Origin of the sequence: Roseburia sp. AF42-8 (genome assembly GCF_003435965.1) — a bacterium.
Taxonomy (GTDB): domain Bacteria; phylum Bacillota; class Clostridia; order Lachnospirales; family Lachnospiraceae; genus Roseburia_C; species Roseburia_C amylophila.
Genome location: NZ_QTVB01000011.1, coordinates 77,103 through 87,433 on the forward strand (window position 1 = coordinate 77,103; position 10,331 = coordinate 87,433).

The window sequence follows — 10,331 nt, forward strand, 5'->3', positions numbered from 1 at the left end:
TTAACTGCCGGACTTTTTCACAGGGGGCTGGTATCCGGCGGCTTTCGCACGCTCACTGGCAGCTTTGCGACGCTCGGTGCTGTATGGCTCCCGGACTGATACACACCGCTTGGGGACGGTAAAGTTATGGGCGTCCTTTCGGGTGATCTGGTCGGGATGCTTTTTTGCCAGCAGTTCCAGCTTCTCCATCAGACGAGGATCGTGGGTATAGACCTCAGCCATTGGTTCTGCCTGGTTATAGAGGAGAATGGTTTCCCGTTCCACTAAAGAGAGCTTCATCGGCTGCCTCCTTTCCGCTGGTCAAATTCCAGCTTGAAGTTGGCATACTGTCCATCGTCCTCCAAAACCACAGTGGCATCGTAGGTCTTGCCGGTTTTCTCCGAATATAGCCCCGTCACACGGACACAGCCATCGTTCAGCAGCGCAGACACCACAGCTTTGGTCGGCTGTTTTTTCTTGGCAGCCCACCATTTGTTGTTTTTCCAGATTGCAAATTTGCAAGAATCATTCTGACAGAAGAAGCCTTTTTGCAGTTCTGCAACTTCACCGCCGCAGCGAGGGCATTTGCCCACCACCTCACGGGGCGGAGTGAACAGGTACTCAGTTCCCTTGATGACCTGATAAGTCCCCACCAGATCTTTCAGCATGGTGCTGATCCCGTCCAGAAACTCCTCTGGGGCAAGCTGCCCGCGCTCGATCTCGCCCAGGCGATACTCCCACTCGGCAGTCAGAAGCGGCGATTGCAGTTGTTCCGGCAGCACCGTGATAAGGGATACTGCATCGTGGGAAGGAAGAAGCTGCACCGTTTTTCTGTTCTTTTTTCGCTCCAGAAAACCGGCAGATACCAGCTTTTCCAAAATACCGGCACGGGTGGCCGGTGTCCCCAGACCTTTTCTCTCAGCATCCTCTGGCATATCATCTTTCCCGGCAGTCTCCATTGCGGACAATAGGGTGTCCTCCGTAAAGTGCTGAGGCGGACTGCTTTTGCCTTCTTTGACGATTGCCGCAGAAACCGAAAGTGTCTGTCCTTCGGTCAGCTCCGGCAGGGCTTTCTCTACGCCCTCTTTTTTCGGCTCTGCATCCTTCATTTTGGCACGGTAAGCGTCCTCCAGTGCTTTCCATCCGAGGTGCTTCACTGTTTTCCCTTTTGTGGTAAACTCCCCACCGGCACACGCTGCAATCACAACGGTTTCCGAATAGATATGGGGCTGGGCTACGGCGCACATCAGACGCAGAGCCACCAGCTCCAGCACCGCTTTTTCTCCCGCAGGAAGGGCAGAAAGGTCTGCGTCCTTGAGATTTCTGGTAGGGATTACTGCGTGGTGGTCGGTTACTTTCTTATCGTTGATTACCGTCTGCGGATCACAGGTAAGGGCGATTCCTTTGCGAAACGGCATAGCATTGGCAACCAAATTCACCAGCACCGGCAGGCTGTCTGCCATATCGCCAGTCAGATAGCGGCTGTCAGTACGGGGATAGGTGCAGAGCTTCTTTTCATACAGGCTTTGCAGATAGTCCAGGGTCTGCTGGGCTGTAAATCCAAGCAGGCGGTTGGCATCTCTTTGCAGAGTAGTCAGGTCATAGAGGGCAGGCGGCTTTTCGGACTTTTCCTTGCATTCCACCTTTTTGATTGTGACATTTACACCCTGACAGGCTTCTTTCAGCTGCTCAGCAGCAGCCTTATCCGCCATGCGCTCCCCGGATACGGTAAGACCGGGCAGCTCCAGCGCCACGGTATAAAAGGGAATCGGCTTAAAGGTGTCGATCTCAGCTTCTCGCTGAACAATAAGCGCCAGCGTCGGGGACATCACGCGCCCGATGTTGAGGGTTCGGTGATACAGCACGGAAAAAAGCCTTGTCGCATTGATCCCCACCAGCCAGTCGGCCTTGGCACGGCAGAGGGCAGCATCCCGAAGTCCGTCATAGTCCGCACCGGGGCGCAGGTTTGCAAAGCCTTCCCTTATGGCGGAGTCTTCCATCGAAGAAATCCAGAGCCTTTTCATCGGCTTTTGACAGTCTGCCAGCTCATAGACGCTGCGGAAGATCAGCTCACCCTCGCGTCCGGCATCACAGGCATTTACTACCTCCGTCACATCCGGGGCGTTCATCAGCTTTTTGAGAATATCAAACTGCTTTTTCTTATCCTTTCCCACTACCATCTGCCAATGCTCCGGCAGAATAGGCAGGTCATTATATCGCCACTTGGCATACTTGGAGTCATAGCTGTCTGCATCCGCAAGACCGGCCAGGTGGCCCACGCACCAGCTGACACGCCAGCCGTTACCCTCCAGATACCCATCCTTACGAGCAGTTGCACCGATTACCGTAGCCAGACTTTGTGCAACCGATGGTTTTTCAGCAATCACTAAATTCATAATCTTCAGCCTCCCATTCTTCCCGCACAGGCGTGTGCAGTTTTTTCTCTATGCTGTTTTCCTCATCCAGTAGCAGGTTATAACCAAACCGGTAGTCATAGCGGTACAGTTTCCCCAGCAGGTCATTGATGATGATACGGCAAGCCAAAATGACACGGGTTTTATCCACCTGCATCAGCTGGTAGCGTTGATAATTGCTGTAATATTCTTCGTGACGGCGGGTATTGCAGGCGGCATCTTCAAGTAAACTATCTACTGCATCCTGACAACCATCTTCTTTTTCCCCTTCCATGCAGTTCAGAAGTTCCATCATCAAAGGAAAGCTCTGTTCATCCATAGGAGCTTCTGCTGCAAGAAAACCGATCAGAGCGGATAAGAGCAGATGAGCCGCCGTCTGTTCTTGTTCCGTCAAAACGGCCATTGTTTTCTCCGCATTTGGCAGGATCTTTTCTTCCACAAAATCTGCCGCGTCACCGGAATAAAGCTGACGGATAGAATCTATGGACAATGAAACTGTCATGGTATCTAAGGAGAAATCAAAGGGGTCATCTTGCTTTGGCTTTCTCCAAAGTTTGTTTAACATGGTAGAAAGAATGTCGCCGCCAAAATACAAGGCAATCACCAGTAAATCAAAAACAGAAATCAGTTTAATAAATGTAATCAGAACACTCATTTTTTTCGTTTCCTTTCTTTAAGCCAGCGTTCCATCTCACGATGGCAGATACCTACGCAGGGACTTCCATAATTCCCGCAGCCATAGCAGGGGTGGTTGTGGGGTAAAGAAGGAGGACGGGAAGTTTCCTTCCCGCCCTCCGGCCTGCGTGTCATCATGCGTTCATAGGGACTGTCTGTGAAACGGGTCATTTCACACTGTCCTCATCATCTTCTTCTGTGCTGCCCCCATCAGCGTCCGGCTCGTCCGACTCCTCATCCTCGGTTTCCCATTCCTCGGAATCTTCCTCGCCATAATCATAATCGTCCAGACTGTCATTGCCCTTGGTCTTAGGCTTGTTCTTAACGAGCTTCAAGTAGGCAAATACGCCACCGCCACCAAGCAGAGCCAGCAAAAGGACCAGCGCAGCCGGGTTCAATCCGGCAGGCTTCTCCTTTTCCGGCTCCGATGTTTCTGCCGGAGGTTCCGGTGCTTTGCCCGTACATTTACTCTTATCAGTTGCGCAGACCGGGCAGGCCGTATTGACTGCCCCTGCTTCACATTTTGTTGAACAGCTGCATACCGCAGGCATCTCCTCTTTGGGTTTTCCATCTTCCATCAGCGCCGCAAGGTCTGCATCGTCCACCTGATTCAGAAAGTGAACAGCAGTCTCCTTGTCCTCATTCGCCCTATCAATCAGGATGTAAAAGTAATTTCCAGCTTTGGTCGTAACAGTAATAAGCTGCTTATTGCCTCCAAAATCATCCACCAATGCCGCATTCCCCTCCGGTGTAAGTGCCGGTGCCGGTTCTGTTTCTTCCAGAATCACATTGCTGTCATTGGTAGAATCCTCTGCCGGTGCCGCCGGAGCCTGTTCTGACCCCTGTGCGAAAGCAGGGATCGTAAAGCCAAATGCCACAACCATTGTCAGGCAAAGGGCGGAAAGTGTTTTGCAAATTCTTTTATTCTTCATAAGCGGTAACCTCCTGATTATTTGATTCCGACAGTGCTGTATCTCTGCCGTGGTTCATTCCACCGGAAAGCATAGCGTTCAGCTGTGCTGGAGTCATGCGTAACGCACGAACCATCTGAACGATTTCCAGATTCTCTGCCTCCGTTTTCTGTGCTTCCAGGGTCTTGAGCTTTTCCTGATATTCCGCAATCTTCTCACGGGTTTTCGCAATTTCCTGGTCGATACGTTCAATTTTATTTTTTGCCATAACCGTTCACTCCTTTCCACAAAGTCTGTTACCAGTTCATCAGGCCGTAGCCCTTAATACTTTGATAATTCAGGTCATAACTTTTGATCTTGCAGGCATCGCCGGAATTTCCCTCCACCGTATAAACACGGCTGCCATCCGTACCGATCACGATACCCACATGGTCCGCTGTCCCATCTAAATCCCAATCAAAGAAAATTGCATCTCCGGGAGCCAGATTGTTATAGCCTCTTGCACCCCATTGTCCATGAGACTGGAACCACGGAACGCCCTGCCACTCACAGCCTGCAAAGCGCGGCTCACTTTTTCCAGCCTGGTTATAACACCAGGATACAAAGCAGGCGCACCACTCCACGCGGCTGTCAAAGCCATACCAGCTCCAATAAGGATAGCCGCCCACATTGCCGACCTGACGCTTGGCCAGCTCCACCAACTGCGGATTTCCGGGACGGGTTCCATTTACAAACTGTACACCGGTCAAGTCCTCGGAATTGCTCATGTCAGGGGAACCACCGCCAAACAACAACGGCTTATTGCCCATGGTCTGTCGGTAGACCTGATACATTTCCATCTGCTCCGGGGTCAGAATCTCCGACGCCACAGCGGAAATGGGCTTGCTGGTGAGTTTCACATTCAAAATGTAATACTCATAGGGGACTTCTTCTGAGGTGGTCTCGCCGGTCTCCGGGTCGGTGGAGGTCTCCGTGCGGTAGCGAATCTCCACTTCCTCAGTAAGCGTCAGCTGATACTGTGCTGCAAACACACGCGCCAGCTCTGCCTGAGCGCTCTGCCGGGTGTAGCCTTGCAAGACGGCAGAGAGAAATGCTGCCAGCTCATGAGGGTCATGGCCGATCATACCAAGGTCATAGCGATACTCGTCATACCCTGGGTGACTGCTTTCAATGTTGTCGATTTCCTCCTGCAACTGGGCTTCTCTGGCTGCATAATCTGCCTCCACCGCCAGCATTTCCGGGTCATCCGACGGATAGGTGGTGCCGGAGAGAACGGAACCGATGCTCTGCGCCATCATGGAGCAGGAGGACATGGTATTCATCAGCATACAGGTAATGAGGAACAAAACCCCTGCCATCAGGAAACCCTTCTTGTGGCGCATGACGAATGCCCCTGCCTGCTGTGCCTTTTCTTTTACCGTCCTTGCGGCTTTTCCTGTTTTAGATGCAGCCTGGGCGGTATTTCCAGCAGTCTGACCGGCGTGTTTGGCGGCGGTATACTGCTTTTTGATGGCCTGCTTTTGCTGCCAGCGGGAAAGTGGATTGCTGGCAAACTGGGGATTTTCCTGCAAAGATTTCTGGTACAGAACATTTACATTTGCCTTTTCCAGTTGGCGCTCTGCCTGTGCTGCTTTGCGGTACGGCTTCAGCTTGTGGCTGCGATAGCCCTCCCGAACCAGATAAGCGCCGGTCTCCACCGCTTCCTCGGACTTGTGGGCGCTTTCCACGCCCACATTGTCCTGTTCTGTTTCCCGGATCTCTTTGTGGAGCTTGCCCGCAACCAGATGGACGGGAGCTTCCTTGACCCCTTGAGAAAGTTTGGAGGGTGGCTTTTTCTTGTCCTCAAAGGTCAGCTTCGAGGTCTTTTTTCCGGTATCCGGGTCGATGACCGTCTGCCTGACCTTTTTCTTTGGGATATTGGCCTGCGCCTTATCTGCTCTGGCCGCAGCTTTCTCCGCTTTACGGATCGGCTTTTCCAGTGCAGGATCAGACCGTTCCTCATCAGTAAAGCGCAGGCGCGGCTCTTTATTCAAACCATTCTCCCAGCATGAGGGAGGACATCATGTAGTGCAGCTCTGCATAAATGGCCATTCCCACAGGATCGTTGAACATACAGCCGGACAGGTAGGCATAAAACTGTGCCACCACATCGGACAGGATCTTCGCCTCTGTTCCTTTCAGAATCAGGCCGCCCATACCTTCTTTAGCACGAATGACGCTCCAGACCTCTGCCAGACGGAGAAGCCCCACCTGACCGGTCTCATTCAGTTCGGCTGCCTGATCTGCCGCCGTGCGGCACTCACTTACCGCATCGGCCATGACCGTAAGCAGCTGGCTGCGCTGGGCATTTACCGCCCTGTCAAAAAACATCAGCGGGTTTTTATTCAAAATGTTGGGGTTCATAATCATTCATCCTCCTTTTTCAATTCTTGAGGTTTGGTGGTCATAATGCGGTAAAGTTCGGTGTTCTTCGGGAAGTGGTCTACAAACGGCAGGATCGTGGAGCCATAGAACAGCAGGCCCTCACCCTCACCGGAGTGGGTCACATAGCTAAGCTGGTGCGTGGAAATGCCCAGCTGCTTGGCGAGAATCTGGCGGTCTCCGCCTGCCTGGTTGAGCATATACACGAAGTCGGAGTTTTCAAAGATGTTCTCTACCTCGCGGCTGCTCAAAAGGTCTTTGACATTCTGGGTAATACCTGTCGGAATACCGCCCCATTTACGGAATCGCTTCCAGATTTCCACTGTATAGGCAGCGGTTTGTTCCTCCTTCAAAAGCAAGTGCATCTCGTCGATGTAGTAACGGGTAGACTTGTGGGCAGCGCGGTTAATGGTAACGCGGTTCCACACCTGATCCTGTACCACCAGCATACCGATTTTTTTAAGCTGCTTGCCCAGTTCCTTGATGTCATAGCAGACAATGCGGTTGTTGATGTCCACATTGCTCTGGTGGTTGAACACATTGAGGGAGCCGGTTACATAGATTTCAAGAGCCGTAGCGATATACTGGGCTTCCTTTTCCTCCTGTTCCCGAAGCAGGTTATACAGATCCTCCAGTATGGGCATATTCTCCGGGCGCGGGTCATTGAGATAGGTCTGATAGACCAGACGCACACAGCGGTCGATGATGGTTTTCTGCACCGGCTGCAAGCCCTCCTTACCGCCCACGATCAGCTCACACAAGCTGAGAATAAAGTCAGACTTGAGGGACAGCGGGCTTTCATCATCCGAGTAGTCCAGGTTCAGGTCCATCGGATTGATGTAGTTGGTGGAGGTAGGCGAGATCTTGATGACCTGCCCATGCAGACGCTCCACCAGAGGTGCATACTCCGCTTCCGGGTCACAGATGATAACATCATCACTGGTAAGCAAAAAGCAGTTTGCGATTTCTCGTTTTGCGCTGAAGGACTTACCGGAACCCGGCGTACCCAAAATCAAGCCGTTGGGGTTTTTCAGCAGCTTTCGATCCACCATGATGAGATTGTTGGACAGGGCGTTGATGCCGTAGTACAGAGCTTCTTTGCCGTTCTGGAATAATTCCTGTGTGGTGAACGGTACAAAGATGGCCGTAGAACTGGTGGTCAGTCCTCGCTGGATCTCGATCTGATTGAGTCCCAGGGGCAGACAGCTCATCAGCCCTTCTTCTTGCTGGAAGTCCAGCCTGGTCAGCTGACAGTTATACTTCTGGGCAATGGAGCCTGCCTGGAAAATGTTGTTGCCAAGCTGACGGGGATTGTCCGCTGTGTTCAGCACCAGAAAGGTCAAAAGGAACATTCTCTCGTTGCGGCTCTGCAAATCCTGCAAGAGTTTTTTCGCTTCACTGCCGTATGTGGCAAGGTCAGAGGGAATGATGTCCATGTCATATCCGGCGCGGACTGCTTTTTTCTGTTCCTCAATCTTGCTGCGGTCCAGGTCGGTAATCTTTCGCTTTACCGTTTTGATGGCTTTCACCTGATCCACCGACTGAATGTGCATACTCACAATGAGCGAGCTTTCCATATCCAGAAAATCAGCCAGCAGACGGTCATTCAGCTCCGGTGCGAGAATCTGCAAAAAAGAAACAGCCCCGTATTTCTTGCCCATACGGAACTGCTTGCCGGTGCGGAACTCAAAGGAGCTTGGTGCAATAAAATCCTTTGTGGACAGACCGGAAGGGGCCAGCCAGTCCCATTCAAACTGAAATGGGAGCTGTTCGTCCATGTGGAATACTGCATGAAGCTGAGAAAGCCTTTCTTTACCGTCCAGCGTTCTGGCAGCTACACCAAGACGCTTGAAGTTATTAAGTATATCGGTCTCAATACGCTCCAGACGGGGCTTGGCAGCTTTGATGCTGTCTGCGTCGATACCAAAAGTCAGGTATTTGGTCTTGATGAGACCGTTGTTACCTCTGGCCAGCTGATTTTGCAGCATTGTGGTGTATTCCTCGCGGATACTGTCAAAGGCATCCCTCTGGGGCGGGATGGAAATGGAGTTAGCAAAGGTCTCCTCCGATGCCGCAAGGTTCAAAAAAGACAGCTGGAAATGAATCGAGCTGTCAAAATAATTGAGGAAATCACACCAACCCTCAAAGATTGCCGTCTTATCTTCGTTTTGGGAGAGCTGATAGTTGATGTCCTGAAACTGAATGGTCTTTGTGTAGTGGCTGTCCGATATGCGGCAGATTCCGTCCGGCCACATCCGTTCATAAGGGATACTGTCCTGCGCAGATTTTCCTTTTTTGTCCGTGCGGTTGGCGCGGACAATGGCCGCTTCGATCTGCTTCTTATCGGCGCGGGACAGCTTTTTCTTTGTCTTTACCGGCTGCACAGTTTTTTCCTCGGTTTTCCCGAACATCCGATGCAGCCATTTTTTTATTGCGGTGAACAATGTCATACACCTCCTTATCGAGCATTTCCTGCCGCTTTAATACGGCATAAAAGTTATTGGTCTGGTAGGGACGCTGCTTGGGACGGATCACAGCTACTTTGAGAATGTTGCCCACGATCTTTTCCAGGGGCTGTCCATGCTTTTCGTACATAGCCATCATAAAGAATGGCAGCATAACCAGCATCATACACATAGCCGCTACACTGTTTCCGGTAGGTTTTCTGAGCAAAAAGAAAAGCGGTACGCCGATAAGCGCTCCGCCCGTGAAGCAGATAAGCTGCCGCTTGGTCAGATTGAACATGACCTTTGTTTTGACTTTTGTTAAGTCCTTGGGTACGGGTACATAAGCCAATGTGGAAACCTCCTTCCGTTTTAGTGCGCCTGAAAGACTGATTTGGCGAGACTGCCGGTTTTGAACAGCGTAAAACATAGCAGTACGGTGTAGCCCACGCAGCTCCAGATTGCCATGATGATGTCATCTTCCAGAGCGATGTTCTGCACCAGCACAGCATAAATTGCCACGCAGACGATAATGAGAAACGCCTGAAAGCCCAGCGCCAGCAGGGATCGGAGGTAATTCTGGCCCATACCGCCCCATTCTTTACCCATCATTGCAGCCATTGGAACGGGAGCCACCGAAGTCACAAGGTAGATTTCGGTCATACGGCCATAAATAACGATAAAGATACAGATATATAACGCCCACATAGTAATGCCAATAAAGAGGGATTGGAACCACAGTCCGAACAGCGGTCCCAGATCCATTTCCATCAGCCTCGGTTCCAGATCGGTCATAACTGAGGAAATGTCAATGGACGCATCCGAATTGATAACCCCTGCCGCCTGCGCCACTACGCTCTGCGCCATATCAAAGACGCCCATCACGATATTCCATGTATTTGTGACAATGAGGATGGCAGCGGCTGATTTGAACACCCACTTGAAAATCATCCAGGTGTCCACATCATGCAGGTTGTTCTTGTCTGCGATCATCTGGATCAGGTCTACGGTCATCACGATAGCCAGGATCACGCCTGCAATCGGCACCATGATGGAGTTGGACAGATTCTCAATCATGCTGAAAATACTGCCATTCCATCCCTGTGGGGTCTGGCCTACCTGTACGGATATATCCGCGACCTGCTGGTTTACACTGTCAAATATCCCCGAAAGGTTGCTCATAATGCCGCCCACCAGCATTTCTTTCAGCCAATTTGTCAGGGCTTCAAGTAAGAAATCCATACGGTGTCAACCTCCTTTCCGCCGCCCCCGCAAAACTGCGGGAGCGGCAAGGATTTCATACGGAGACGCTTAGACAGAGAAAAGCCCGGAGAGCAGAGGTACAAGGACCATGCCTACCACGGCTACACCAGCACCGGCCATGAGCTGTTTTATCCCCAATTAGGTGTAAAACTCTGCTCGATGGCGGGCGGCGGCGTACAAAAAATCTATATGGTGTTTTTAAGAGAACCGTCCCGGCGGGACAG

Annotated in this window: 11 protein-coding genes and 1 pseudogene; all 12 read right to left on the minus strand. The window is 51.5% G+C overall.

Annotated elements, in window-relative coordinates; all coding sequences use genetic code 11:
* Entirely contained in the window at window positions 1–279 is a 279-nt protein-coding gene (locus tag DW059_RS06745) for a hypothetical protein (RefSeq protein ID WP_009322006.1), read from the minus strand.
* Entirely contained in the window at window positions 276–2,375 is a 2,100-nt protein-coding gene (locus DW059_RS06750; RefSeq protein ID WP_117698256.1) for a type IA DNA topoisomerase, read from the minus strand. The genes DW059_RS06745 and DW059_RS06750 overlap by 4 nt, the downstream gene beginning before the upstream one ends.
* Window positions 2,356–3,048: a conjugal transfer protein TraG gene (locus DW059_RS06755; protein WP_117698257.1), complete on the minus strand. Its 693-nt coding sequence runs from the start codon at window positions 3,046–3,048 to the stop codon at window positions 2,356–2,358. The genes DW059_RS06750 and DW059_RS06755 overlap by 20 nt, the downstream gene beginning before the upstream one ends.
* Window positions 3,045–3,239 (minus strand): hypothetical protein, encoded by a 195-nt coding sequence (locus DW059_RS06760; protein ID WP_117698258.1) that lies wholly within the window; start codon window positions 3,237–3,239, stop codon window positions 3,045–3,047. Before DW059_RS06760 ends, DW059_RS06755 begins: the two co-directional genes overlap by 4 nt.
* Complete coding sequence (locus DW059_RS06765; protein ID WP_117698259.1) at window positions 3,236–4,000, minus strand: DUF4366 domain-containing protein; 765 nt, start codon at window positions 3,998–4,000, stop codon at window positions 3,236–3,238. The genes DW059_RS06760 and DW059_RS06765 overlap by 4 nt, the downstream gene beginning before the upstream one ends.
* Entirely contained in the window at window positions 3,990–4,247 is a 258-nt protein-coding gene (locus tag DW059_RS06770) for a DUF4315 family protein (protein ID WP_117698260.1), read from the minus strand. The genes DW059_RS06765 and DW059_RS06770 overlap by 11 nt, the downstream gene beginning before the upstream one ends.
* A 28-nt stretch (window positions 4,248–4,275) precedes the next feature.
* Window positions 4,276–6,012, minus strand: a complete 1,737-nt coding sequence (locus DW059_RS06775) for a C40 family peptidase (RefSeq protein WP_117698261.1) — start codon at window positions 6,010–6,012, stop codon at window positions 4,276–4,278.
* Complete coding sequence (locus DW059_RS06780; RefSeq protein ID WP_025491672.1) at window positions 6,005–6,388, minus strand: DUF3851 domain-containing protein; 384 nt, start codon at window positions 6,386–6,388, stop codon at window positions 6,005–6,007. Before DW059_RS06780 ends, DW059_RS06775 begins: the two co-directional genes overlap by 8 nt.
* Window positions 6,385–8,784 carry a VirB4-like conjugal transfer ATPase, CD1110 family gene (locus DW059_RS06785; RefSeq protein ID WP_117698262.1) on the minus strand — a complete coding sequence of 800 codons (2,400 nt, stop codon included), beginning with the start codon at window positions 8,782–8,784 and terminating at the stop codon, window positions 6,385–6,387. The genes DW059_RS06780 and DW059_RS06785 overlap by 4 nt, the downstream gene beginning before the upstream one ends.
* Complete coding sequence (locus tag DW059_RS06790; protein WP_025487368.1) at window positions 8,741–9,196, minus strand: PrgI family protein; 456 nt, start codon at window positions 9,194–9,196, stop codon at window positions 8,741–8,743. The genes DW059_RS06785 and DW059_RS06790 overlap by 44 nt, the downstream gene beginning before the upstream one ends.
* Window positions 9,197–9,216: 20 nt before the next feature.
* Complete coding sequence (locus tag DW059_RS06795; RefSeq protein WP_117698263.1) at window positions 9,217–10,086, minus strand: VirB6/TrbL-like conjugal transfer protein, CD1112 family; 870 nt, start codon at window positions 10,084–10,086, stop codon at window positions 9,217–9,219.
* 69 nt (window positions 10,087–10,155) lie between these two features.
* A pseudogene (locus DW059_RS06800) lies at window positions 10,156–10,242 on the minus strand (Maff2 family mobile element protein); the annotation flags it as partial.
* Between the last annotated feature and the right edge of the window lie 89 nt (window positions 10,243–10,331).